General features: G+C 71.8%; 26 protein-coding genes. 15 read left to right on the top strand and 11 right to left on the bottom strand.

Annotation, left to right across the window (positions count from 1 at the left end):
• Window positions 1–115: 115 nt before the first annotated feature.
• The gene (locus ACZ4TG_RS08615; RefSeq protein ID WP_468160775.1) at window positions 116–676 is read right to left on the bottom strand and encodes a quercetin 2,3-dioxygenase; all 561 of its coding nucleotides are present in this window, start codon (window positions 674–676) and stop codon (window positions 116–118) included.
• Between the two features lie 159 nt (window positions 677–835).
• Here ACZ4TG_RS08615 and ACZ4TG_RS08610 point away from each other — a divergent pair, with 159 nt between their 5' ends.
• On the top strand, window positions 836–1303 hold the full coding sequence (locus ACZ4TG_RS08610) for a MarR family winged helix-turn-helix transcriptional regulator (protein ID WP_468160773.1): 468 nt from the start codon (window positions 836–838) through the stop codon (window positions 1301–1303).
• Here ACZ4TG_RS08610 and ACZ4TG_RS08605 read toward each other — a convergent pair.
• Complete coding sequence (locus ACZ4TG_RS08605) at window positions 1298–1702, bottom strand: hypothetical protein (protein ID WP_468160771.1); 405 nt, start codon at window positions 1700–1702, stop codon at window positions 1298–1300. The genes ACZ4TG_RS08610 and ACZ4TG_RS08605 overlap by 6 nt on opposite strands.
• A gap of 171 nt (window positions 1703–1873) precedes the next feature.
• Between ACZ4TG_RS08605 and sigJ the strand changes: the two genes are divergently transcribed.
• The 5 genes from sigJ (at window position 1874) to ACZ4TG_RS08580 (ending at window position 4662) form a co-directional block, all read left to right on the top strand.
• Window positions 1874–2827, top strand: coding sequence for an RNA polymerase sigma factor SigJ (sigJ, locus tag ACZ4TG_RS08600; RefSeq protein WP_468160769.1), 954 nt, complete (start codon window positions 1874–1876; stop codon window positions 2825–2827).
• A gap of 184 nt (window positions 2828–3011) precedes the next feature.
• Complete coding sequence (locus ACZ4TG_RS08595) at window positions 3012–3182, top strand: hypothetical protein (protein ID WP_468160767.1); 171 nt, start codon at window positions 3012–3014, stop codon at window positions 3180–3182.
• Window positions 3183–3244: 62 nt separating this feature from the next.
• A complete protein-coding gene (locus ACZ4TG_RS08590) occupies window positions 3245–3862 on the top strand; it encodes a TOPRIM nucleotidyl transferase/hydrolase domain-containing protein (protein WP_468160765.1) in 618 nt (205 codons plus the stop codon).
• A gap of 168 nt (window positions 3863–4030) precedes the next feature.
• A complete protein-coding gene (locus tag ACZ4TG_RS08585) occupies window positions 4031–4354 on the top strand; it encodes a plasmid stabilization protein (RefSeq protein ID WP_468160763.1) in 324 nt (107 codons plus the stop codon).
• A gap of 71 nt (window positions 4355–4425) precedes the next feature.
• Window positions 4426–4662, top strand: coding sequence for a hypothetical protein (locus tag ACZ4TG_RS08580; protein WP_468160761.1), 237 nt, complete (start codon window positions 4426–4428; stop codon window positions 4660–4662).
• A gap of 24 nt (window positions 4663–4686) precedes the next feature.
• Here the strand turns inward: ACZ4TG_RS08580 and ACZ4TG_RS08575 are convergent, their stop codons facing one another.
• Complete coding sequence (locus ACZ4TG_RS08575; protein ID WP_468160759.1) at window positions 4687–5028, bottom strand: avidin-fold protein; 342 nt, start codon at window positions 5026–5028, stop codon at window positions 4687–4689.
• A gap of 258 nt (window positions 5029–5286) precedes the next feature.
• On the opposite strand from ACZ4TG_RS08575, the gene ACZ4TG_RS08570 reads away from it, so the two are divergent.
• Window positions 5287–6120, top strand: a complete 834-nt coding sequence (locus ACZ4TG_RS08570; protein ID WP_468160757.1) for an SDR family oxidoreductase — start codon at window positions 5287–5289, stop codon at window positions 6118–6120.
• Between the two features lie 25 nt (window positions 6121–6145).
• On the opposite strand, the gene ACZ4TG_RS08565 is transcribed toward ACZ4TG_RS08570, so the two are convergent.
• The 4 genes from ACZ4TG_RS08565 to ACZ4TG_RS08550 all read right to left on the bottom strand — a co-directional run bounded on the left by ACZ4TG_RS08565 (window position 6146) and on the right by ACZ4TG_RS08550 (window position 9188).
• Window positions 6146–6568: a hypothetical protein gene (locus ACZ4TG_RS08565; protein ID WP_468160755.1), complete on the bottom strand. Its 423-nt coding sequence runs from the start codon at window positions 6566–6568 to the stop codon at window positions 6146–6148.
• 124 nt (window positions 6569–6692) lie between these two features.
• Window positions 6693–7232, bottom strand: a complete 540-nt coding sequence (locus tag ACZ4TG_RS08560; protein WP_468160753.1) for a DoxX family protein — start codon at window positions 7230–7232, stop codon at window positions 6693–6695.
• Between the two features lie 118 nt (window positions 7233–7350).
• The gene (locus ACZ4TG_RS08555; RefSeq protein ID WP_468160751.1) at window positions 7351–8670 is read right to left on the bottom strand and encodes an aldehyde dehydrogenase family protein; all 1320 of its coding nucleotides are present in this window, start codon (window positions 8668–8670) and stop codon (window positions 7351–7353) included.
• 62 nt (window positions 8671–8732) lie between these two features.
• A complete protein-coding gene (locus ACZ4TG_RS08550) occupies window positions 8733–9188 on the bottom strand; it encodes a MarR family winged helix-turn-helix transcriptional regulator (protein ID WP_468161432.1) in 456 nt (151 codons plus the stop codon).
• Between the two features lie 194 nt (window positions 9189–9382).
• On the opposite strand from ACZ4TG_RS08550, the gene ACZ4TG_RS08545 reads away from it, so the two are divergent.
• The 4 genes from ACZ4TG_RS08545 (at window position 9383) to ACZ4TG_RS08530 (ending at window position 12035) form a co-directional block, all read left to right on the top strand.
• On the top strand, window positions 9383–10468 hold the full coding sequence (locus tag ACZ4TG_RS08545) for an ABC-2 transporter permease (RefSeq protein ID WP_468160749.1): 1086 nt from the start codon (window positions 9383–9385) through the stop codon (window positions 10466–10468).
• A gap of 154 nt (window positions 10469–10622) precedes the next feature.
• A complete protein-coding gene (locus ACZ4TG_RS08540; RefSeq protein WP_468161430.1) occupies window positions 10623–11078 on the top strand; it encodes an IPT/TIG domain-containing protein in 456 nt (151 codons plus the stop codon).
• A gap of 76 nt (window positions 11079–11154) precedes the next feature.
• On the top strand, window positions 11155–11436 hold the full coding sequence (locus tag ACZ4TG_RS08535; protein WP_468160747.1) for a hypothetical protein: 282 nt from the start codon (window positions 11155–11157) through the stop codon (window positions 11434–11436).
• Window positions 11433–12035 carry a hypothetical protein gene (locus tag ACZ4TG_RS08530; protein WP_468160745.1) on the top strand — a complete coding sequence of 201 codons (603 nt, stop codon included), beginning with the start codon at window positions 11433–11435 and terminating at the stop codon, window positions 12033–12035. Before ACZ4TG_RS08535 ends, ACZ4TG_RS08530 begins: the two co-directional genes overlap by 4 nt.
• A 38-nt stretch (window positions 12036–12073) precedes the next feature.
• On the opposite strand, the gene ACZ4TG_RS08525 is transcribed toward ACZ4TG_RS08530, so the two are convergent.
• Together ACZ4TG_RS08525 and ACZ4TG_RS08520 are read right to left on the bottom strand one after the other, a co-directional pair.
• Entirely contained in the window at window positions 12074–13405 is a 1332-nt protein-coding gene (locus tag ACZ4TG_RS08525; RefSeq protein WP_468161428.1) for an erythromycin esterase family protein, read from the bottom strand.
• Between the two features lie 247 nt (window positions 13406–13652).
• The gene (locus tag ACZ4TG_RS08520) at window positions 13653–14591 is read right to left on the bottom strand and encodes an alpha/beta fold hydrolase (RefSeq protein WP_468160743.1); all 939 of its coding nucleotides are present in this window, start codon (window positions 14589–14591) and stop codon (window positions 13653–13655) included.
• 323 nt (window positions 14592–14914) lie between these two features.
• Here ACZ4TG_RS08520 and ACZ4TG_RS08515 point away from each other — a divergent pair, with 323 nt between their 5' ends.
• Complete coding sequence (locus ACZ4TG_RS08515; RefSeq protein ID WP_468160741.1) at window positions 14915–15979, top strand: MBL fold metallo-hydrolase; 1065 nt, start codon at window positions 14915–14917, stop codon at window positions 15977–15979.
• A 9-nt stretch (window positions 15980–15988) separates the two neighbouring features.
• Here ACZ4TG_RS08515 and ACZ4TG_RS08510 read toward each other — a convergent pair whose 3' ends face one another.
• Window positions 15989–16396, bottom strand: coding sequence for a VOC family protein (locus ACZ4TG_RS08510; RefSeq protein ID WP_468160739.1), 408 nt, complete (start codon window positions 16394–16396; stop codon window positions 15989–15991).
• A 257-nt stretch (window positions 16397–16653) separates the two neighbouring features.
• Here ACZ4TG_RS08510 and ACZ4TG_RS08505 point away from each other — a divergent pair, with 257 nt between their 5' ends.
• From ACZ4TG_RS08505 to ACZ4TG_RS08495, 3 genes are read left to right on the top strand one after another with little or no spacing between them, the layout of a single operon-like run.
• Entirely contained in the window at window positions 16654–18054 is a 1401-nt protein-coding gene (locus tag ACZ4TG_RS08505; protein ID WP_468160737.1) for a uracil-xanthine permease family protein, read from the top strand.
• Window positions 18051–19439, top strand: a complete 1389-nt coding sequence (locus tag ACZ4TG_RS08500; RefSeq protein ID WP_468160735.1) for an amidohydrolase family protein — start codon at window positions 18051–18053, stop codon at window positions 19437–19439. Before ACZ4TG_RS08505 ends, ACZ4TG_RS08500 begins: the two co-directional genes overlap by 4 nt.
• Entirely contained in the window at window positions 19436–20146 is a 711-nt protein-coding gene (locus tag ACZ4TG_RS08495; RefSeq protein WP_468160733.1) for a sulfite exporter TauE/SafE family protein, read from the top strand. The genes ACZ4TG_RS08500 and ACZ4TG_RS08495 overlap by 4 nt, the downstream gene beginning before the upstream one ends.
• On the opposite strand, the gene ACZ4TG_RS08490 is transcribed toward ACZ4TG_RS08495, so the two are convergent.
• Window positions 20130–21173, bottom strand: coding sequence for a LacI family DNA-binding transcriptional regulator (locus ACZ4TG_RS08490; RefSeq protein ID WP_468160731.1), 1044 nt, complete (start codon window positions 21171–21173; stop codon window positions 20130–20132). The genes ACZ4TG_RS08495 and ACZ4TG_RS08490 overlap by 17 nt on opposite strands.
• Window positions 21174–21206 lie beyond the last annotated feature (33 nt).

The raw sequence follows: 21206 nt of genomic DNA, 5'->3' as shown, positions 1-21206 counted from the left end.
TCGCGCGGCTGGACCGCATCGCCGCTTCGCGGCCCGCTGCACGCGGCGGCCGAACTCCCCGAGAACTGCACCGGTACGGCGGGGTGCACGCTCTCGTGAGGCCGTGCACCACCGGTCAGTTCCCGGTGTGCCAGCGGTGGTGGGGAAGGTAGCGGACGTCGAAGTTCTCCTCGGCGGCGCGGAACCTGTCGGGGGTGGGGACGAGCGACTGCCGAGGCAGGCCGACCTCCTCGGTGGGAGCGCCGAGGTTCTCGAAGAACCGCTCGAAGGTGACACCGGGGCCGGCGGCCACCCCGACGACACGGCTGTGGTGGCGCTCGATGCGGTAGGCGTGCGGGCAGTTCTTCGGTACGAAGCCGAAGTCGCCACTGGTGAGCAGCTGTTGGCGCTGCCCGCCCTGCGGGTCCTCGGCGAAGAGGCGTACCGCGCCGTCGGTGACGTAGAAGACCTCGTAGGTGTCCGCGTGGACGTGGGTCGGGATGATCTCGCCCTTGGGGCCTTCGACGGTGAAGAAGTTGAAGGTGTTCTCGGTCTGCTCGCCGCCGGCGTAGACGGTGACCAGGTCGGTGAACAGGTGGGCGCGGTCGCCCATGCCCTTCTCCACGAAGTAGGGCAGGCCGGGCTCGGCGGGGATGCGCGAACGCGGGCGGTATCGGGTGGCGAACTCCATGGTCATGGGAAACCTCCGGGTCGAGGAGTCGAGATAGTCGGGGAGCCGAGATATTCGTCAGGCTACCTGACATTAACCGGAGTGGTGGTGAACGGGCTACGGCAGGGAGCGCGAGGAGTGGAGCGGCGGTGGCTATGCTCAAGGCCCCCTGCCTACCGAGGAGCCATGAGCCAGCCCGCCCCGAACCTGCCCCAGTTGCTCACCCAGGCCAAGCGCTGGTTCGAGGACGCGCTGCTCGCCGGCATGCGGGCCGCGGACGAACAGCCGGTGAGCGCCGCCCAGGCGGCGGTGTTCGCCACGCTCGACGCCGAGGGCACCTCGATCGCCGAGCTCGCCCGCCGGATCGGCGTCACCCGGCAGACCGCCCACCAGGCCGTGCACAGCCTGATCGGGATGAGCCTGCTGGAGCAGGTACCGGATCCGGCCTCCGCCCGCAGCAGCCTGGTCCGTGTCACCGCCGAAGGGGCCCGCGTCCATCGGCGCGCGCTGGCGACGATCGCCGTCATCGAGGACGTCCTCGCCGACCGCATCGGCGCCGCCGCCGTCAACTCCCTGCGGGACGCGCTGACCCTGCCCTGGGGGGAGCCGCCGCTGGTGGACGCGCCCGACGCCACCTCGGTCGATCACCTATGACCGAGTGCCGGAGTGCTTCGGCAGGCGGGTGAAGAGCATCTGGCCCAGCGCCAGCACGCTGAGTCCGAACATCAGGACGCCGAGGGGGACATGGAGCGAGGCGACGTGTGCGATGCCCAGGACCACTTGCGCCGAAGCGAGGACGAGGAAGCCGGACGCGTACAGGATGGGGCGGGGCGAACCGCCGCCCGGCCGCCATGCCAGGACCGCGGCGAGTACGTACAGCATCGATGCGCCGTACATCACGCGTGCTCCGACGCCGTGCAGGAGCTCGCCGTACGACGAGGACAGCAGGAGTCCGGCGGTTGCCGCCTGGAAGAAGATGGCCAGGGTCTGCAGGGCTATCGCGACCTGGAGGAACGTGATCCGGCCCGGTACTGCCGTCGTCTGCGTGGCCATGGCGCGGCCCCCTCTTCTGCCTCGCGGCGGTGGATCGTCAGTGTCTCGGTGGTTCGACGACGTGGGCCCGCGAAATGTGAGGCGGAGCGCAGAGATCACAATCCGGTGCGGTGTTTCGTCGAAGCACCGAGAGATGAAGCGGACGAGAAGAACCAGGGAGCGGTCGTGACCATGAGCACCCCATCCGAGGCAGGGCACGACCCGTTCGAGCCGGGCCTGAGCGCGATCGTCGACGAGCGACGCCAGCTGATCAACCTCGCCTACCGGCTGCTCGGTTCACTGGCCGAGGCCGAGGACGCCGTCCAGGAGACCTACACCCGCTGGTACGCCATGTCGCGGCAACAGCAGGAGGCCATCGCGTCACCCGGCGCCTGGCTGACGACGGTGGCCAGCCGCATCTGCCTCGACGTGCTCGGCTCGGCGCGGGCCCGGCGCGAGCGCTACGTCGGCGCATGGATACCCGAGCCGCTGCCGGACCGTAGGGAGTGGTTCAGCGGGTCGGCGGGCGGCGGCAGGGCCGAGCCGGCCGACCCCGCCGACCGGGTCACTCTGGACGAGTCGGTGAACATGGCCTTCCTCGTCGTACTGGAGTCGATGACGCCGGCCGAACGCGTGGCGTTCATCCTGCACGACGTCTTCCGCTACCCCTTCGCCGAGGTCGCCGAGATCGTCGGCCGCACGCCCGCGGCCTGCCGGCAGCTGGCGTCCTCGGCCCGCCGGCGCATTCAGGCCGACCAGGCCCCGGCGGCTGCGACGGCCGGACAGGCGGGCCTGGTAAGGGACTTCAAGAAGGCGTGGGAGGCCAGGGACATCAAGGCCCTCGTCGGCCTCCTCGACCCCGACGCCACGATGACCGCCGACGGCGGCGGCCTGGTCGGAACCGTCCTGCGCCCGGTCGAGGGCAGCGCGCGCATCGCCCAGTACCTGATCCACATCGCCGACAAGGCTCCTGGACTGACGCTCCTGGAGCGGACGGTCAACGGCCGTCCCGGCCTGGTCGCCCAGCACGACGGCATCACCGTGACCGTGGCGGCGTTCAGCCTCACCGGCGGTCGCATCACCCGCATCTGGGCAGTCCGCAACCCGGAGAAACTCCGCCCGTGGACCGAGAACGTACAGGGCTGACCCCCGCGCGCCATACGCGAAGGAAGCTGTCCGCGCGGCCCGGGCACCGTTCTTGGAGAGCGACGAGGTTCCCTCTCCAGACGGGACGCCACCGGGGCACGACATGCAGTGGCCGGGTACGGAGCTGCAACGGTCCGAGTGGTTCACCGGTGTCCAACAGTCCGTGATCGAAAGGCGCTTGACGATGAGTGCTCGCGACTACGTCGGCCATCTGTCGACCATCTCGGCCTACCTCGTACTGCCGACAGGGGTGCGAGAGCACCTCTTCGGCCGGATCGTGCGGGTTCTGCCTGAGACGGTCGAGATCGCCGCCGACATCACCGTCCATCTCGCGCGTCGCCGCCACGACCACTAGTACCGCCAGGGGGCGTCGAATATTCCGTGCCGTGTTGGGCGGCGGAGGTGCAGACTCGCTGCATGGTGGACATACAGGCATTCAGGGACGCGGTCAGCCGCTGGGCGGCGGGCGGGCCCGGCGAACCGGCGAGTGAACTGGCCGTGCACCTACGGCTGCGTACGGCGGTGCTGCTGGAAGGGCCGAGCGACCTCGCGGCCGTCGAGGCGCTGGCAGCGCGGCGTGGCCGGGACCTGGCCGCCGAAGGGGTGTGCGTCGTGGCGATGGGCGGGGCGATGAGCGTCGCCCGCTACGCCGGGCTTCTCGGACCCCCCGGTCTCGGCCTGCGCCTGAGAGGGCTGTGCGATGAGCGCGAGCAGGGCTTCTACGATCGCGGCCTGAAGCGGGCCCGGGTGCCGCACCAGGGGTTCTTCGTGTGCGTGGCGGACCTCGAAGAGGAGCTCCTGCGCGCGCTGGGTGCGGCGAGGGTCGAGGAGATCATCCGGGCCGAGGGCGACCTGCGGGCCTGGCAGACCTTCCTCCGCCAGCCCGCACAGCACGATCGCCCCCGGCAGCAGCAGTTGCGGCGCTTCCTCGGCACGAAGAAGGGCCGCAAGATCCGCTACGGCCGACTCCTGGTGGAGGCCCTCGACCCCGGACGGGTGCCGGCCCCGCTCGACGACCTCCTCACGAGCCTGTGAGGTCCGGGCGCCAGGGCGGGGCATCGGATCGCCGGAACCGCCTGAGCGCCCGGTGGCCGATCGGCCGAACCAGGGTCAGGCTGTCTGAATGAGCCGCCCGCACCCGGGCAGGCGCAGTACGTATTCGGTGGATCGTGATCGAGACCGCACACGAGTCGAGGAGGCGTCATGCCACGCGGTTCCAGCCCCAAGCGCGAACGTCAGTACGAACACATCAAGGAGAGCGCCGAGGAGCGTGGCGAGAGCACCAAGCGTGCCAAGGAGATCGCCGCGCGCACCGTCAACAAGGAACGCGCCCGCTCCGGAGAGTCGAAGACCGCCAGCCGGTCCTCCATCCAGGACATGTCGTCCTCCAAGCGCGGCGGCCAGCGCTCCCACAGCGGCGCGCAGGGTCCCACGAAGGAACAGCTGTACAACGAGGCGAAGCAGCGGGGCGTCGAGGGTCGTTCGAAGATGGACAAGGCCGAACTCAAGCGGGCCCTCGGCCGCTGAACCTCCGCCGGGATCGGCGTGCCGGGGCCGCCTCGCGTGCGCTCCGGTGCGAGAAGTGGAGGCGAGCTTCCATGACCGAAGGCGCGAGTCCCTACATGTCCCCGGCGCGGGTCACCGTACTGGGCGTCCACTCCGGTGACCCGCCGTTTCGCATCGTGCAGATCGACGGCGAGGTCGTCAGCACCGCCACGTGCATGACGGACGTGCTGCTGACCGCCGCTGCCGCCGGCATCACCATCCACGACCTGGACGACCCCGGCGAGGTGCGGTGGGTCGGCGGCAGCAAGTACCGCTGGCGTGCGTCCTGAGGGGCCCGTCAGGCCCCCAAGGCCTCAGCCCGGCGGTTGTTCGACCGTGCTGGTGCCGCTGCCCTCCTGGGACTCCCACGTCCACGTCTCCTCCAGGCGGAGGCGTCCGTCGGGGAGCTCCGTCACCAGGGAGACGCAGTGCCCGGAGGCGGTCGTGCCGTCGAGCCGGAGCTGCACGTAGCGGAAGTCGACGGTGTCGTCCGCCCGGGTGCCGACCAGGTGACCCTTGACCACGTCCCCGCCGGAGTACTCGGCCCAGACGCGGCCGTCCTGTTCGTGGTACTCGAACGAGGTCTGCCGGCCGACCTGGCCGGGCGCCTGGTCGGCCACGGGGACGAAGACGAGGCCGTCGAGCGAGCGCGCCATGGGTGACTCCTGCGGGAAGGGATCCGGGGCCGGGGCCGGCCGGGGGACTGTTCGTGCCACCCTATGACCCCTGCGCACCCAGGAGTTCACTATCCGCGCGCCCGGACGTGCGCCTGCGCGCTTCCGCGCGCCTCCGCGGGAGGGATGGCCGCGGGCCGGAACCACCACGACCATGAACTGCCGCCACCGGCCGGGCAGCTGCGACCGCAGCGGCCCGGTGGACCGCCCGGGCGTACCACCGGCCATCACGGGGGAACGATGAGACGACGCTGGCTGGTCACGGGATGCTCCTCCGGCCTCGGGCAGGCACTGGCCACCGCCGCGGCCCGGGCCGGGGACGAACTGGCGGTCACCGCCCGCAAGACCGCCGACCTGGAGGAGCTGGCCGCCGCCTGGCCGGGCCGCATCCTCCCGGTCCCGCTCGAACTGCGTGACGCCGCCTCCTGCGAGGAGGCCGTCCGTACCGCGGCCGACCGCCTCGGCGGCATCGACATCCTCGTCAACAACGCCGGAGTCGGCCTGTTCGGCGCGGTCGAGGAGGTCTCGGACGCCGAGCTGCGCGACCAGCTGGAGACCCTGCTCGTCGGCCCCTGGCGGCTCACCCGCCTGGTCCTGCCGCTGATGCGGGCCCAGGGACACGGCCACATCGTCAACGTCTCCTCCGTGGTCGGCCGGATGGCCTTCCCCGGCCTGGCCGCCTACGTCGCCGCGAAGCACGCCCTGGAAGGCATGAGCCAGGCCCTGGCGGTCGAGGCCGCTCCGCACAACATCCGCGTCACCGTGCTCGAACCGGGCATGTTCGCCACCCGCTACGGCACGTCCTTGACCGAAGCGCGCCACCGGGTCCCCGCCTACGACGGGACCAACCGCGAGATGCTCGAAGGCACCCGCGGCCTCGCGGACAACCCCGAGACCGGCCGCCCCGAGGACTTCGCGGCGCGGGTCCTCGACGTCCTCGCCGCCGACGCACCTACGCCCCTGCGCATCCCGGTGGGCGACGACGCGTACGGCTATCTGGACCTGGCCGAGCAGGCGTCCCGCGCGGAGTACGCCGCGGCCCGGATCCTCGCTCAGGGACCGCCCCCGGTCTGACGGCGGCCGGACACGAAACCGGCGGTCACATGCCGCCGCCTCCGGAGAGGCCTCCGCCGCCTTCGGGCCCGGGCCCGTTCCCGTTGCGCCCGTCCCGCCCGGGCCGCAGGTCCAGCATGTCCAGGAGGGAGGCCAGGTCGTCGGGCCCGGTGGTGCGGGACGCGACCGCCTCGTGGGCCCGCTCGCGATGGACGGCGCCGCCGGGAGAGGTGGCGTCGCCGCGCCGGAGCCGGCCCGTCACTGCCGATCCGTACCGGCCCAGCCGGCCGGAGGACGACCGGCGCTGGGCGGCGCTCGCGCAGGGGGCGACGGCCCCTGTGGCACGGCGGCGCCGCGCCCTGCGGGTGACGACGGCCACGGTCTCCGCGAGGAGGCGCGGGCCGAGCGCGGCCTGTCGGAGCGCGGAGTCGGCGGCTGCGCGGCGAGCGGTTTCACGGGCGTCTGCCATGGTGCTCCTCGTCGTTCTCGGCGGGCCCTGACCGGCGGCGGCCAGGTGCCCGGGTGGTCTTGGGGTCGTGGAGTACGTGTGAGCGCCGGCCCGGGGACCGCAGTGCGGCAGCGGGTCGGCAGCCTCAGCGGGATCCGGTGAGGGGCCGCGCCACGGCCTTGGCGCGGGCAGCCGTACGCGCCGCGGCCGCCTCGACGGGGCGGTGGACGGCCCTCACCGGATGCCGGTGGTCGAACGCGTGCCGGGAGCGGTAGGCGAGTGAGGGCTTGCCGTGGGTGTCCGCGGCGGCGATGAGCAGTCCTCCCAGTAGGGAGAGGTCCGTCAGGAACTGAGCGCGCTGCCGTGCCCGCTCCTGCGGGTCCTTCACCGTCCAGAAGGCGTGTCCGGTGAAGGTGGTCGGCACCAGTGTGGCGGCGAGCGTGAGCGCGGCCAGGCGCGGGGCGCGCCCGGTCGCGAACAGCAGGCCCGCACCGGCCTGGATCGCGCTGTTGACGCGTACGAGGTTCAGCGGGTCCCCGGCCAGCGCCGGGATACGGTCCCCGACCGCCCGGACGACGGGCTGGGCGAGTTCCGCCGCGGCCTCGGGGTGGCGCAGCGTGCGCAGTCCGCCGGTGACGAACGGGGCGGCCAGCAGGGGGCGGGCGAGCTTTCGAAGGACAGCCATGCCCCGCTGCTGCCCCGACTCGGCCCGTCCATCCGGCCCGGGTCGATTCCACTGCCGGGCCGGGCCTGGCCGGGCCGGGACCGGATCCCGGCCGGGGCCCGGCGGCGAGCGCGCACCGTCAGCTCAGGGGCTTGTCCAGTACGGCCTTGCGGTGGCTGAAGGTGTCCAGGGAGTAGCGGCCGTGGTAGCTGCCCATGCCGCTTTCCCCCACGCCGCCGAAGGGCAGGTCGGAAACCGTGAGGTGGGCCACGGGGAGCCCGAACGCCAGGCCGCCCGAGGAGGTCTCCCGGGTCAGGCGTTCGCGGGTGGTGTCGGACTCGGTGAAGGCGTACAGGGCCAGGGGCTTGTCACGGTCGTTGATGAAGGCGATGGCCTCGTCCAGGCCGGCCACCTCGACCACGGGCAGGATCGGGCCGAAGATCTCCTCGCGCATGACGGGGGAGTCGGGCGCCACCTCGGCCAGGACGGTCGGGGCGATGTAGCGGTCGGCTCGGGCGTGGGTGCCGCCGATGACGGTGCGGCCGGAGCCGAGCAGGCCCGCCAGCCGGTCGAAGTGCCGCTCGTTGATGATCCGGCCGTAGTCCGGGGACGCCGCGGGGTCGTCGCCGTACAGCCCGCGCAGGACTTCGGCCAGCGCCTTCTCCAGCTCCCTGGCGGTCTCGGGGTCGGTCAGTACGTAGTCGGGAGCGACGCACGTCTGGCCCGCGTTCATGAACTTGGTGGCCGCCAGCCGGGCGGCCACGACGCCCAGATCGGTGCCGCGGTCGACGAACGCGGGTGACTTGCCGCCGAGTTCGAGCGTGACCGGCGTGAGGTTCTCGGCGGCGGCCCGCATGACGACCCGGCCGACCTGGCCGTTGCCCGTGTAGAAGATGTGGTCGAACCGCTGCGCGAGCAGGTCGGTGGTCTCGGCCACCGCGCCCTCCACCACGGCCACCGCATCGCGGTCGAGGTAGCGCGGCACGAGGTCGGCGATGGCGCGCGAGGTGGCGGGCGCCAGCTCGCTGGGCTTGGCCACGACGCAGTTGCCGGCGGCCAGCGCGCCGACGACCGGGGCGAGCAGCAGCTGGACGGGGTAGTTCCAGGGGGCGATGACGAGCACCACCCCGAGCGGGTCCTGCACGGTGTGCGCGACCGCGGGGCTCAGCCGCTCCGGTACCGGGGCGGGCTGCGGCCGCAGCCAGTCGGCCAGGTGCTCCAGGGTGTGGTCTATCTCCCGCACGGTGAAGTCGATCTCGGTGCGGTAGGCCTCCTTCCGGCTCTTGCCGAGGTCGGAGGCGAGCGCGGCGGCCAGCTCCTCACCCCGTTCGGTCAGCAGCGTCCGCAGGGCTTCGAGCTGGCGGGTACGCCAGGCCAGGGGCTTCGTACGGCCGGTGGCGAAGGCGGCGCGCAGCCGCGCGACGACGTCTGCGGGCTTTTCCGAGGGGTGGTCCGACATGCGTTTCTCCTGGAGGTTGCGCGGCACGGGGCGACGCCCGCAGCGTTCGATGTAAATAGCAACTAATGCGGCGGTGGTATTCCCGGCGCTGGCGTCCGGCCGTCTTCGTCCTGCGGGTGCCCGTGATGCCCGTAGTGCTCGTGGTGCTCGTTGTAGCGCAGCAGGTAGGCGGCGAAGCGGTCGAGGTCGTCCGGGTGCCAGTCGGCGAGCCGCTCGTGGAACATCGCCCGCCGGTTCCTGGTCGTCTGGGCCAGGGTCGCGGCGCCCGCGGGGGTGAGCTCCAGCACCTGTACCCGGTGGTCGTCCGGGTCGGCGCGCCGTTGGACCAGTCCCGCCCGCTCCAGCGCCGCGACCTGGCGGCTGACCGTCGACTTGTCCAGCGCGTAGTGGGCCGCGAGATCGGAGGCCCGGCAGCCCTGCCGCTCCTCCAGGTGGCTGAGCAGGGTGAAGGAGACCAGGGAGAGCTCCGGGTGCATCCGCGCGGCCGTGGACCTGGCCCGCCTGGCGAACGCGGTCATCTCGCGCTGGATCGTCTCGACGGCCGCCTCCCGGCGCTCGCCGTCCGGGTGGGTCGTGCCTGATGTGTCCGTGGCCACGGTGACCCCTTTCCGAATGTAGTTGTATGGTACAACTCAAGAGGAAGTTGTATATGCCAACTATGGCTCGGTCGGCGCTGTCCCGCAGCCCGGGCCGATACCGGAGGTCCTGTCGCATGTCCGGTCGTACGTCCGCACACCGCCACGCCGGAGGCGCCGCGCTCCGCCACGTTCTCACTCACCTGCTGACCCCGCTGCTGATGTGCCTCGGCATGGGACTCGCCTACATGGGGGCCTTCGTCCAGCCGGAGCCCCACCACCTGCCCGTCGCCATCGTCGGGGAGGGCCCCCGGGCCATGGTCTTCGCCCAGACGGTCAAGGACGAGGCCGGCGACGCCCTCGACGTGCGCACGCTCGCCCGTCGCGCCGACGCGGTGGACGAGCTCAAGGACCGCCGCATCACAGGCGCCTACGTGCTGAGCGACACGGCGCCCGAGCTGATCGTCGCCACGGCCGCCTCCGACACGGGAGCCACCGTGGCGGAAAAGATCTTCACCCCGGTCGCCGCCCGCCAGGGCGTCCCGCTCAAGGTCACCGACGTCGTTCCCACCGTCGCCGACGACCCGACCGGTCAGGGGCTGTTCTTCCTGCTCGTCGCGGTCAGCATCGGCTCGTACGCCTCGGTGGCGGTCCTCGGCGGCGCGGGCGCCGCGCTGCGCATGCGCGGCCGCGCCCTGCTCGTGGTCGGCGTCTCGGGCGCCGTCAGCGCGATCGGCGCGCTGCTCGCCGGGCCGGTCTTCCACCTCGCCCACCACGGCCTGGCCGGAGTCTGGGGCCTGAGCTGGCTGTACTCCGCGGGCATCCTCTTCATCGGAGTCGGCCTGCACACCTTCCTGAAGCGGTGGACGACGCTGGCCATGATGGTCCTCTTCGTGATGCTCAACTTCACCAGCTCCGGCGGCCTGTTCCGGCCCGAGCTGCAGAACGGCTTCTTCGGCTCCCTGAACGCCTTCTGGAACGGCGCCGGGTACGTCGAGGGCCTGCGCAGCCTCGTCTACTTCGGCCACGACGGCCTCTCCCGCCAGGTGGGCACCCTCGTCGCCTGGCTGCTCCTCGGCCTGGTGCTCACTGTCGCGGCAGGGCTCGTCGAACGCCGTCGCGCCGCCCGAGAGGCCCCTGCCCTGCCGCGGCCGGCCGCTTCGCGCCGGGCCGAGGAGGAGGAGAGGGCGGAGGAGGAGATGGAGGAGGCGGTCGGCGTCTGAGACGCCGGTTGAGCCAAGTAGCCGTCCGCCGCCTGCGCCTGATCCTTCACGAGCTGATGATGGTTCGGCACGCGTGGCCCGTGTCGGTCGTCCGGAGTTCTGCGTGTACCCGCTCCCGCTCCCGCTCTGCCGGAAGGTACTCCCCGTGAGGTACATGCCCCGCACCGCCGCGTCGCTCTTCGCCGTCGCGACCCTGGTCGTCGCCCCCGCACTGCTCCCGTCCGGGGCTTCCGCGGCCGCCGTTCCCCTCGGCGACCGGGCCGGCGGCCACCCGACCTGCCCGGGGCCGGCCATCTGCCCGCCCGCGCCCGGGCCGGCCGATCCGGTGGGTGAGGTCGTCTCCGTCACCCCCGACATCGGGCCGCGTGGCGGAGGGTTCGAGGTGACCCTCGCCGGAACCGGCCTCACCCCCTACGACCGCGTCCTGTTCGGCGTCCTGGACGACAAGGGCTGCTTCATCGGGCGGCCCGCGACCGGCACCGTCGTCATCAGCGACACCACCATCGTCGCCACCGCCCCGGAGTGGCCCTCGGCGGCCACGGTCGGCATCGTGGCCGCGACCTCGTCCGGCCGCATCACGACGCCCGTGGCCTTCACCTACGTCGACTGAAGCGAGCCCGGGCGGGGCAACATCACGACGTCAAGGAAACCTTGACAGATCCTACTTGTCAAGGTTTCCTTGACGCATGCCCGACGTGAAGGCGAACGCCGCACCTGAGAAATCCAGCCCTTCCGTGCTTGCCGTCCTGCTGCCGCTCGCAGTGATCCCGCTCGCCCTGACCTCGCTGTACGCCGACCGGTTCGGCACGGTGGTCTCCATCGCCCTCGTCGTGGCGGATCTCGTCCTGGTCGCCACTGCGGCAGGGCTTTTCGCGAGGACCGTGGCCCGCAACGCCGCCAACCGTCCCGGTGACCGTGCCCAGAACGTACCGGACACCCTCGATCCCTTCGCCGGACCACGTCGGTGAACGACGAGTACCGGCTCGGCCCGGGGGAGTCCGGCCGGATCCGTGAGGGGATCGCCGCGGCGGTTCTCGGTGCTTCCGACGAATTGGCCGACAGCCTCGAACGCGACGCCGCCGGGTACCTGCGCCTGATCGACGCATCACGTCTAGGTGCAGAGGAATCGAGTCGGCTACTGCGCGAAGCCGTCCAGGGGGCCAGAGCTGCCGGCCACAGCTGGGACACTGTCGGCCGGGTCCTGGGAGTGAGCCGCCAAGCGGCGCAGCAGCGCTTCGCGGGCAAAGCCGACGACGCCGTCCGCGTCGGCTCATCCGACGACAGTACCGACACCCCGCAACGGCGCCGTATCAGCCCCGTGTCCGCGTTCAACGAAATGGCGGCCCTCGCCGAATGCGGGCGCGACGGCTGGCACCTGGTCGGCTACGGCGCCGCGTTCCTTGAAGTCGAGGCTTCAGACCGGCCCTGGGAGCACTGCCGCGTGACCCTCGCGTCGGGCGGACGCAACAGGCGGATGGCGTCCGAAGGGTGGATCCCGGTCGGAGCGGGCTGGTTCCCCTGGCGCTACTACAAACGCCCCGTCCTGGTCCAACCCGTAGTCACCTGAGGGCGGTCAGGACCGGCGGACCCGTTGGCGGGCGGGGGCTATGGGACGGCCGGAAGCAGCCGGGCCGCGCCGACCCGGTGCAGATGGATGACGATGTCGTGCGTCTGTGCGAGCGCGATCCGGCTCTGTGGCCCGATGGGCCCCGGGTAGCTGCCGCCGATGCTCCAGGTGGTACGGGCGCCGGACAGCCAGGCACGGGCCGCGGGCGGGGCGCTCCGCAAGTCCAGGACGTAGTCGCGGTGGCGCACCTTGTCCAGGGTGTGTTCGTTGGTGCCGGGTTCCGCGGGACCCACCGTGAAGGACTGCAACCGGCCGTCCCCTCCGACGGCGTTGAACGATCCCTGGCCGAAGGTGGTGCCGATGCTCACGTAGCTCTTGCCCAACTTGTCGCGCAGATAGCTCCCTTGCACCTTCGGGTACTGCTTCGGGGCGGGGCTCCGTAGGGCGACGTGCGAGTTGTGGGCCGCCAGCAGCACCTTGTCCCCGGTGTGCCTCTGCCACCAGTCCACGTTGTCCGCCATGATCTGGTCCCGGTACCGCATGCCCTCCGCGCTCTGCTGCGGGTCGTCGAAGTCGAAGGCGTATCCCCTGGCGGTCTGGTCGATGGCGGTGGCGTGCTGCACCGCCCGGGCGTACGCCTGCACGTCGGTCCCCGCGCCGGGCCGCTGTTGCGCGAGCAGTCGCAGTGCCTGCCCGGTCCGCTCGGCGATCTCCTTCCGTTCGGCCAGTGGCCGGCCCGGATATTCGTTCATGTGGGCCTCGGCGGTGGCCGTGGGGCGCAGGCCGCGGTACAGCTCGGCGAACCGCGGCAGCAACGACGGGTCCGCCGTGGCCACGTAGCCGGTCACCAGGTCGTACAGTTCCGGACCTGCGTACCCGAAGTCGTCCCCCATGAACTGCACCGGATCCTGCGGATGTTGGAGGTTGTACTGGCGCATCCACCGCAGCAGGTTCAGGTACTCGGTGTTGTTCCAGAAGACGTACGTGCTCTGGAACTCCTCGCGCATGATCCGCTCCGGATCGCCCTTGCCGCGCAGTACGTAGTCGTTGAGACGCAGTCCCGTGCTCCAGCTCGCCTCGAGGGCGAAGGTGCGGAAGCCCTTCTCCTCGACGAGGTAGCGGAAGACCCGGTGCTTCGTGGTGAAGAACTCGTGCGTGCTGTGGGTGGCCTCGCCCAGACCCACCACCCGGGCGTCGTTCACCATGCGGCCTACGGGGCGCAGATCGTCCAGGTTTCCCTGGGGTTCGGTGGTGCGCAGCGGGTGGGCGCCGCGTTCGAGGGCGGCTACCGGATCGGCGGAACGCGAGTCGTCGGCGTGGGCCGGCCCGACGCCCACCGTCGCGCCGAGGCACAGTCCCGCGGTGAGCATCAGCACCAACCGGCGAGGGAGCCGGGGCCGGGCGGAGTCCACGGCATTTCGTATCGAGGGTGTTTGCTGTGATCGCATGCCCCGAGGCTAGGAAGCGGATCCGTCCCGCACATCACCTGCGGGCGCTAGAACCCGGGTACCGGTCCGACTCCGGCCCAGTACCCAGGGCCCAGTCCAGAGGCGGGCGTTGGGGCGAGCACGCCCCCCCGTCGGACCTCGGCTCTCCTACCACTGCGGGCGCCCGCGTCTACGAGCCGGGCGGGGCCTTGTCCTGCTGAGCCGCGGCCCGGTCCAGGACCAGGCGGACCGCCGCGATCGTGAGATCCGGGTCGTGGAGCTGGACATAGTGGTCGCTGCCGGTCGCCAGCAGGTGCGGGGTCTGCGGCCGCAGGCCGACCAGTGCCTGCTGGGCCTTGGGCCAGGCCGTCTCCAGCTTCGCCAGCAGGTCCTTGTCCATGGTGGGCGGAGCGGCGAAGGGTGCGGTCTTACTGAGCACCGCGACCGGGACCGGCGGGAGCGGGCCGCCGCGCTCGATGGCGGTGGCGCCGCCCTCGATGTCGACCTGCTCGAAGGCGGGGTCGGCGTCGAAGGGCGTACCCGGATGCCGCAGAGCTTCGACGTACGCCGCCCAGTCCGCCCCCATCGCGGGCCTGAGCGCCGGACCCAGGGCGTCGACCAGGACCAGCCCGCGGGTGCGCTGCGGGTGCTCCTGCGCGTACCGCAGGGCGAGCATCCCGCCGAAGGAGTGCCCCACCAGCACGTACGGGCCCGGGACATGCCCGGCCGTCAGGACCCGGTCCAGGTCCTGCACCATGGCGGGCAGCGCCCGGGTGCCCCGCACGGGTGTGCTGCGGGTGGTGAGCGTCGGCGGCTGCGTGTAGCGGATGGTGCCCGGCCGGTCGTAGGTGCACACCCGGGTGAACGAGGCCACGCCCGGCAGCACCGCCGGGGCCTTCGGCACGGGCGCAGTGGTGTCGGTCAGCGACCACGGGTCGGAGGCCTCGTGCAGCCCGGACAGCAGCACCACGGTGGGGCTTCCGGAGCCCGAGCAGTGCAGGTACAGGCTTCGCCCGCCGCCGATGTCCACCCGCTGCTCGGTGTCCGTAACACCCGGCCCGGGCGCGCCCGCCACCAGCAGGACGGCGGCCACCACCGCCGCAACCCCGCCGGGCACACGCCATCGCATACCCCCAGCCTCCCGCGCCCCCCGCCGCCCCGCCATCCGGGTCCGCGACGGCCACGACGGGGGGACAGACGGGCGGACCAGACAGACGGGCGGACCAGGGGAGTCCCGGCCGGAGGCTTCCCGGGGACACCACGCCCGGTGCGGCGTAGGCTCGTCGGCAGGGGCCTGGTGGCCGGCATCGTTGAGGTGGGCGACGGCGCTCACCGGGAACGGGCCGTCACCCGACACCCGACACCCGACACCTCATCGGGCACCTCGTGCTCGTCGCCCGTCTCCAACGACCCCGCGGCGCGCCGGCCCCGGACGAGACCGCGGGAGGATCCATGACCGCGCTCGGTGACCTGATCGAAATCGACGACGCGACCGTGCTGGTCGTCGGGCAGGCACTGGACGTCGAGCACGATCAGCCGGACGTCGCCAATGCCCTCGTACACCGGGCCGGCGACACCCTGGTGCTCGTCGACACCGGCGTCACGGCCGCCTTCCGCGCGGCACTGCGGGAGGCGACCCACCGGGTCGGGGACTGGTCCCGGGCGCTGGTGCTGACCACGCACGGCCACCTCGACCACGTCGGCAACAACGACCTGGCGGACGAGCTGGGTGTGCCGGCCGAGCACTACGTCCCCGCTCTTGACCTCGACCAGATGCGGGACCCGGCAGCGTACTGGGTGCGGTCCTTCGCCCGGATCGCCGGGTCGGCGCCACTGCCCGCGCCGCCCGCGCAGACCGCCGACAAGGTGGTGTCGCTCTTCCAGCCGCTGCGGCCCTTCGGCGCGACGACCCGGACGTATGAGGAACGACCGCTGGAGCGGATCCGGATCGGCTCGCTGCGATTCACCGGCTGGACCTTCGCCGACGGCGCGGTCCGCGTGCTGCGCAGCCAGGGCCATTGCGCCGGGCATGTGATCGTGCACCTGAACGACTGCGGCGTCCTTCACCTGTCCGACGAGGGCAACGGGGCCTGCGGTGCGATGGTCGACGCCGACCAGCTCAAGATCCAGACCGTGCTCGGCGCCGTAGCCCTCCTCTTCGAGGAGGGAGAAGCCACGCTCCTCACCGACGGGCACACCTTCGCCGTGCGCCGTGGCGCCGAGGTGGCGCCCTACCTGGACGGGCTGCTGGAGCAGGCCATCGCCCTGCAGGAGGCGGCACTGCGGCTGACCAGGGAGAGCGGACAGATCCGGCCGAGCGCGTTCACCACCCGCTACGCGGAATCCATCGCTCGACTGGGGATCGGTGGCGCCAACCCGAACGCGATGTTCACCGCCATGATGGCGGTCAACCAGCTCCGCGAGCTCGGGCTGCGGCCGGAGTCCGCCGGCGTCGACGCGCCCTGGTCCCGGCCCGCGCTCCAAAACCCCGCGCCGATGGGGAACGGGGCGGGCTGAGGCGGTCTCTCACGAGGCAAGGTTCAGCTGCCAGGAGACGCCGAAGCGGTCGTTCACCCAGCCGAACTTGGTGCTGAAGCCGTACGACCCCAGAGGCATCAGCTCCGCGCCCTGTTCGGCGAGGGCCCCGTAGAGGCGGTCCAGCTCGGCCTCGGTGTCACACTCGACGAAGAGCGACACGGCCGGGGTGAAGCCGAACCCGTGCTTGACGTAGCTGTCGATGCACATGAACCGCTGTCCGGCGAGCGAGAACGTGGCGCGCAGGACCGTGCCTTCCTTGCCCGGGCCGTCGGCGCCGTAGCGGCTGATGTCGACGACCTCGGAGTCCTCGAACAGCGAGGTGTAGAAGTTCAGGGCTTCCTCCGCCCTGCCCTCGAACATCAGGAACGTGGTGATCTTCTGCGGCATCGAGGCCATGGCGCTGTCCTCCGGGTGCTGGTGTGAGCCTTCGGGGCCGAGGCTAGCGGTTGTCTTCGGGGGTCATCGGCACCCCGCCGTGTCCGCGGAGCCCGCAAGCGGCGCCGGGAGGCACGCCCGGTCGAATCTATTGACGCCCCTCGGCCGCCCTTGCATACTGACGGCCAAATCGATTTGGCCAAATCGATTTGGCTCCCCGTCCGGGGCCGGATCGCGGCTGAAACCTGAGCATGTCGAACGCCGAACGGAGCTCGAGCGTGTCCAGTCCCCGCCAGACCCTTCCCGGTACGGACCAGCCTCCGGTGCCGGAGCCCACCGACCCCGCGGGTGTCCACCCCGTCGACGAATCCCGCCCCTTGGGGCGCATCCTCCTCTTCGGGATCCAGCACGTCCTCGTGATGGCTGCCACCCCGATCTCGGCGATCTTCCTGATGAGCGCGACCCTGCGCCTCGACGCCGGCCTGACCGTCAATCTGCTCTCCGCGGCCTTCGTGCTCTCCGGTGTCGGATCCCTGATCCAGTCGCTGGGGCCGTGGAAGTTCGGGCCCCGCCTGCCGTTCGTGATGCTGCCCGGCGGTGCGCCGCTCATCCTCTTCCTCGCCATCGCCGAACAGCACGGCCTGCGCACGGCCACCGGCGCGGTCATCCTCACCGCCGTCTTCTACTTCCTCGTGCTGCCGGTCTTCTCACGGCTGCTCGCCTACTTCCCGGCCCTCGTCATCGGGACGATGATCGTCATCGTCGGGGTCAACCTGGTGAAGGTGGGCGCCGTCCTCGTCACCGGCCGTCCCGGCGAGCCGGGCTTCGCGAATACCACGAACCTCGCGCTCGGCATGGCGACGATCGGATTCACCGTCGTCTTCTACCTGTTGTCCACCGGCATCCTGCGTCAGCTCGCGGTCATGCTGGGACTGCTCGCCGGTACCGCGCTGGCGGCAGCGCTGGGCCACATCGACTTCGGTCGCGCCGGCGAAGGCGGCCTGGTCAGCCTGCCGCAGCTGATGCCGTTCGGCTCACCCCAGTTCAACCTCGTCGCCGCGCTGCCCCTGATGCTGTACAGCCTCGCCTCCATGGCGGAGGCCACCGGCCAGACCGTCATCAACGCCGAGTCCGTCGGCAAGGAGATCGACAAGCGCACCGCCGTCCCCAGGACGATCCGCGGCGACGCGCTCACCTCCCTCTTCGGCGGGTTCTTCGGACTGCCGCTCATGGTCACGAGCGGGGAGAACATCGGGATCGTCCGTGTCACCGGTGTACGGAGCCGCTTCGTCACCGCCGCAGCCGGAATCGTCCTCATCGTCGTGGGATTCCTCGCCCCCGTCACCCGCGCCATCAGCGTCATCCCCGCCGCGGTGATCGGAGGCACCGCCATGGTCGTCTTCGCCGTCATCACCGTGCTCGGCGTCCAGATGCTCGGCCGCTCGGACCTCGACCAGCACACCAACACCTTCATCAGCGCCGTCGCCCTCGCCCTCGGCCTGCTGCCCATCCTGATCCCGGGGGTGTACGCGGGCTTCCCCCCGAACCTCCGCATCCTCCTCGAAAGCGGCGTCGCCGTCGGCGCGTTCGTCGCCGCCTTCCTCAACATCCTCTTCCACCACGTCCGGCCGGCCATCGCCACCCGCCTGGCCGCCACCCGTACCGAAAGTGACCGATGAACCAGCTCATCCGCGAGCTCCTCGACAGGCCCGGCCCGCTCCTGCTCCTGCCCGACGCCGTGCTGCTGCCCGAAGGGCCCGCCGACGGCTTCGCGGTCGTCGTCGCCGACGGCTCGTTCCGCGCCGTCGGCCCCGCAGAGGAGCTCAAGCGCACCCACCCGCACCTCGACGGCGTACGACTGCCGGGCCACCTCCTGATGCCCGGCTTCGTCGACGCGCACCACCACCTCACACAGAGCTTCGGCTCCGCGCTCGCCTTCGGCGAGCCGTCCGAGATCTTCCGCCGGGTCTGGGTGCCGCTCGAAGGCGCGCTCGACGAGCAATCGGCCTACGTCGCAGCCAAGTTGGCGGCACTCGAAGCACTGCGCGGCGGGTTCACCACGGTCACGGACGCCGGCACCCGCGCCGACGTGGACGTCGATGTCGTCGCCTCCGCCGCCCGGGACGCCGGAATCCGCTGCGTCGTCGGTCTCGTCTGCAACGACGCCGACAACGACAACCCCCATGTCCTCGCCACCGCGGAGAAGCACCTCGCCTGGTACGACGACGACCCTCTGGTCCACCCCTCCCTCGCCGTCTCCGTTCCCGAGGCCGCGACCACAGCGACCCTGCAGCGCGTCGCCGCCCTCGCCGCCGAGGCGGGAGCCACCGTCCAGATCCACCTCAACGAACACCTGGCCGGCGTCGAGCGCTCCCTGGTACGGCACGGCCTGCGCCCGCTCGAATACCTGGAGCACATCGGCGCGCTCGGCCCGCACCTGCTCGCCGCGCACGCCACGCTGCTCACCCCCCGCGAGCTGACCCTGCTCGCCGACACCGGGACCGCCGTCAGCTACAACCCCGTCGCCAGCGCCTGGAAGGGCAACGCCGTCGCTCCCGCCCTGGCCATGGCCGAGCGCGGAATCCGCTTCGGTCTCGGCACCGACGGGACGCGCGGCGACGGATTCCGTCTCACCGAGGCGGCGGAGTTCGCCCAGCGGATCGCGTACGGGCTCGTCACCGGCGACTCGTCGTGCGGCGCCGGCTGGACCTGGCTCGAGCACGCCACTCGCGGCGGAGCCGATGCGGTCGGCCTCGGCGGCCGCACCGGCGCCGTCGCCGAGGGCCTGGCCGCGGACTTCCTCCTCGTCGATGTCACCGGTCCCGAGCTCGCGCTCTCCTGGGACCTGCCGTGGGAGCTCGTACGACGCGGCAACCGCGACCAGATAGCCGCCGTGTTCGTTGCCGGCAGGATGCGCATGTGGTGCGGCCGGCCCACCGGTTGGGACGGCCCCGCACTCGTGCGGCAAGCGGCCGAACTGGCCCGTGCCGCCGTGGAACGAGCCCCCATCACCCGCGTGCACCCCACCTCCACCGAGGCACGCGAACGGAGCGTCGCCCCATGAGCACCGAAACACTGGCGGTCCTCGCCTGCACGGTGGCCGTGGCGGCGTTCGTACAGGGCAGCAGCGGGCTCGGGTTCGCGCTGATCGTCGCACCCGTGGCCGGGATCCTCGACCCGGGCCTGCTCCCGGTGTTCGTCCTGGGGTCGATGATCCCGCTCAACCTGTACGTCGCCTGGCGCGAACGCGCTTCGCTCGATCTGCGCGGCGCCCGCTGGATCACCGCCGCACGGCTCGCCGCCACCCCCGGCGGACTGGCGCTGCTCTGGCTGATCCCCGACCGCAGCATCGGCCTGTTCGTGGGCCTCGCCACCGTCCTGGCGGCGGTCGTGAGCCTCGCCGCACCCGCGTTCACCCCCGGACGGGCCGCCTACGTCGCAGCGGGCGCGGTGACCGGGCTGACGGAGACCGCCACGGGCGTCGGCGGGCCGCCGCTCGCACTGGTCTACCAGCACCGGCCGCCGGCGGAGCTGCGCGCCACCGTCGCCGCCTGCTTCCTCGTCGGCGAAGTCGCCTCACTGGTGCTGCTGTTCGCGACGGGCAAAGGAAGCCCCGGGGATCTGGGCTGGGCGACCGCGCTGCTCCCGGCGATCGCCGCGGGCGCGTGGCTGAGCCGACTCGTGCACCACCGGATGGACGCGCGTCGGATGCGTCTGTTCGTGCTCGTGTTCGCGCTGGTCTCCGGGCTGGTCCTCATGCTCGGGCTGTGACCCTCAGCGAGGACGCCCGCGGGATCAGCAGCGGATCGGGCGATGTGACCACCGCGGTGGTCACATCGCCGCGCAGCCGCCCCAGCAGCAGCTCCACCGCGTCGGACGCCGCCCGGTCCAGGTGCAGATCAACCGCGGTCAGCGGCGGCTCACAGGTACGGGCGCGCAGGCCGTCGTACCGGGTGACGACCATGACGTCGTCCGGCACGGCGCGCCCACTGTCCCGGATCGCCCGGACCGCACCCACGGCGAAGGCGTCCACCAAGGCGCAGACGGCATCGATCCGGGGATGCTCGGCGAGCAGGGCCGCACAGTGCTCGTAGCCGGCCTGTTCGCCGCCCGACTCCGGCGCGGTCGCCACGACCGGCGCCCAGCCGTGTTCCTCGGCGATGCGCCGGTACGCGCCGAGGGCGTCGACCGACGAGTGCCGCTGCCCCGATCCGATGAGCAGCGCCGGGTACCTCGCACCCTGCTCGTGCAGGTGGGCGAGCAACAGTTCGGCGACGCGCTCGCCGTGCAGATCGACGTAAGGGGCACTCTCGTCCGGCGAGACCGGCCTGCCCAGCGCCACGTACGGAAGCCCGCGGTCCTTCAGATGGGCCGCCGCCGCGTCGTCGACATCCGGCTCGACGACGATGGCCCCGTCGATGTCGACGGAGTACAGACCCGTACCGGACTGCCCGACGGGCGGTACGAGTACGAGCGCGTAGCCGTGCAGCAGCGCGCTCTCGGCAGCGGCGGCGGCGATCTCCATGTAGAACCCGAGCCGCGACGGCCCCGCGGCCACCGCGAACGGCATGGACGAGGCGAGGGCAATGGCCTTGGCCTGCCCGCGCCGCAGCCGCTGCGCCCGCAGGTTGGGCCGGTAACCCAGCTCGGCGGCAACCTGCTTGATGCGCTCCCGGGTCCGGGGGTCCACCTTGCCGAGCCCGTTGAGGGCGTGCGAGACCGTCGTGCGTGACACGCCGGCGGCACTGGCAACGTCGGCGATCGTGGGTGGTCTTGAGCCGGACCCGGAAGTGGGCATGTGCTGTCGCTCCTCACGTACGCAGAACAGGTG

This window comes from Streptomyces sp. NPDC028314 (assembly GCF_055565795.1).
Note: the sequence above shows the minus strand (reverse complement) of the source record. Positions and strands in the feature narration are given on the sequence as shown.

Coding starts and splice junctions, on each gene's coding strand:
- ACZ4TG_RS08615 (WP_468160775.1), bottom strand. CDS start 676: ATGACCATGGAGTTCGCCACCCGATACCGCCCGCGTTCGCGCATCCCC.
- ACZ4TG_RS08610 (WP_468160773.1), top strand. CDS start 836: ATGAGCCAGCCCGCCCCGAACCTGCCCCAGTTGCTCACCCAGGCCAAG.
- ACZ4TG_RS08605 (WP_468160771.1), bottom strand. CDS start 1,702: ATGGCCACGCAGACGACGGCAGTACCGGGCCGGATCACGTTCCTCCAG.
- sigJ (WP_468160769.1), top strand. CDS start 1,874: ATGAGCACCCCATCCGAGGCAGGGCACGACCCGTTCGAGCCGGGCCTG.
- ACZ4TG_RS08595 (WP_468160767.1), top strand. CDS start 3,012: ATGAGTGCTCGCGACTACGTCGGCCATCTGTCGACCATCTCGGCCTAC.
- ACZ4TG_RS08590 (WP_468160765.1), top strand. CDS start 3,245: ATGGTGGACATACAGGCATTCAGGGACGCGGTCAGCCGCTGGGCGGCG.
- ACZ4TG_RS08585 (WP_468160763.1), top strand. CDS start 4,031: ATGCCACGCGGTTCCAGCCCCAAGCGCGAACGTCAGTACGAACACATC.
- ACZ4TG_RS08580 (WP_468160761.1), top strand. CDS start 4,426: ATGACCGAAGGCGCGAGTCCCTACATGTCCCCGGCGCGGGTCACCGTA.
- ACZ4TG_RS08575 (WP_468160759.1), bottom strand. CDS start 5,028: ATGGCGCGCTCGCTCGACGGCCTCGTCTTCGTCCCCGTGGCCGACCAG.
- ACZ4TG_RS08570 (WP_468160757.1), top strand. CDS start 5,287: ATGAGACGACGCTGGCTGGTCACGGGATGCTCCTCCGGCCTCGGGCAG.
- ACZ4TG_RS08565 (WP_468160755.1), bottom strand. CDS start 6,568: ATGGCAGACGCCCGTGAAACCGCTCGCCGCGCAGCCGCCGACTCCGCG.
- ACZ4TG_RS08560 (WP_468160753.1), bottom strand. CDS start 7,232: ATGGCTGTCCTTCGAAAGCTCGCCCGCCCCCTGCTGGCCGCCCCGTTC.
- ACZ4TG_RS08555 (WP_468160751.1), bottom strand. CDS start 8,670: ATGTCGGACCACCCCTCGGAAAAGCCCGCAGACGTCGTCGCGCGGCTG.
- ACZ4TG_RS08550 (WP_468161432.1), bottom strand. CDS start 9,188: ATGACCGCGTTCGCCAGGCGGGCCAGGTCCACGGCCGCGCGGATGCAC.
- ACZ4TG_RS08545 (WP_468160749.1), top strand. CDS start 9,383: ATGTCCGGTCGTACGTCCGCACACCGCCACGCCGGAGGCGCCGCGCTC.
- ACZ4TG_RS08540 (WP_468161430.1), top strand. CDS start 10,623: ATGCCCCGCACCGCCGCGTCGCTCTTCGCCGTCGCGACCCTGGTCGTC.
- ACZ4TG_RS08535 (WP_468160747.1), top strand. CDS start 11,155: ATGCCCGACGTGAAGGCGAACGCCGCACCTGAGAAATCCAGCCCTTCC.
- ACZ4TG_RS08525 (WP_468161428.1), bottom strand. CDS start 13,405: ATGCTCACCGCGGGACTGTGCCTCGGCGCGACGGTGGGCGTCGGGCCG.
- ACZ4TG_RS08520 (WP_468160743.1), bottom strand. CDS start 14,591: ATGCGATGGCGTGTGCCCGGCGGGGTTGCGGCGGTGGTGGCCGCCGTC.
- ACZ4TG_RS08515 (WP_468160741.1), top strand. CDS start 14,915: ATGACCGCGCTCGGTGACCTGATCGAAATCGACGACGCGACCGTGCTG.
- ACZ4TG_RS08510 (WP_468160739.1), bottom strand. CDS start 16,396: ATGGCCTCGATGCCGCAGAAGATCACCACGTTCCTGATGTTCGAGGGC.
- ACZ4TG_RS08500 (WP_468160735.1), top strand. CDS start 18,051: ATGAACCAGCTCATCCGCGAGCTCCTCGACAGGCCCGGCCCGCTCCTG.
- ACZ4TG_RS08495 (WP_468160733.1), top strand. CDS start 19,436: ATGAGCACCGAAACACTGGCGGTCCTCGCCTGCACGGTGGCCGTGGCG.
- ACZ4TG_RS08490 (WP_468160731.1), bottom strand. CDS start 21,173: ATGCCCACTTCCGGGTCCGGCTCAAGACCACCCACGATCGCCGACGTT.